This window comes from Burkholderia sp. SIMBA_062 (assembly GCF_046534765.1).
Classification (GTDB): domain Bacteria; phylum Pseudomonadota; class Gammaproteobacteria; order Burkholderiales; family Burkholderiaceae; genus Burkholderia; species Burkholderia ambifaria.
Window position 1 is genome coordinate 1 of sequence record NZ_JAWRYD010000123.1, and the last position, 432, is coordinate 432.

1 protein-coding gene is annotated in these 432 nt (G+C 65.3%); it reads left to right on the top strand.

Going from position 1 to position 432, the window contains the following annotated elements; genetic code table 11:
* Nucleotides 1-196, top strand: a 196-nt coding sequence (locus SB786_RS35675; protein WP_410731497.1) for a response regulator, incomplete at its 5' end; no start/stop codon positions are given.
* Nucleotides 197-432 lie beyond the last annotated feature (236 nt).

Genomic DNA, 432 nt, shown 5'->3' on the forward strand with positions numbered 1-432 from the left:
CGTCGAAATGCCCCGCATGGACGGGCTCGAGTTGATGCGCGCGATGCGCCGCAACCACAAGCTCGCGGCCGTGCCACTCGTGCTCGTCTCCGCGCTCGTCACGCCGCCCGCCGACGCCGATGTGGTCGGCTTCCTGCGCAAGCCCTTCGCGGTATCCCAGTTGCTCGATATCCTGCGCCGCGTGGCCTCGCCTTGAGCCCTCGCCTTTACCCTCGTTATTTCGCCATCCTGATCGATTTAAGATGAGATGCGGGGCACGCGCATTGCGCCATGACGAAGCATGACGACGCCATTCAGGAGGCCATCATGACCGACTACGCAGGACGCTCGCAGGACGACCGGGTCGCGCAACGCAAGCAGCACAAGCAGCCTTCCAAGGAGCCGCCCGGCGGCGATATGGCCGTTCACGGCACCCAACCGGATGCCACGCAC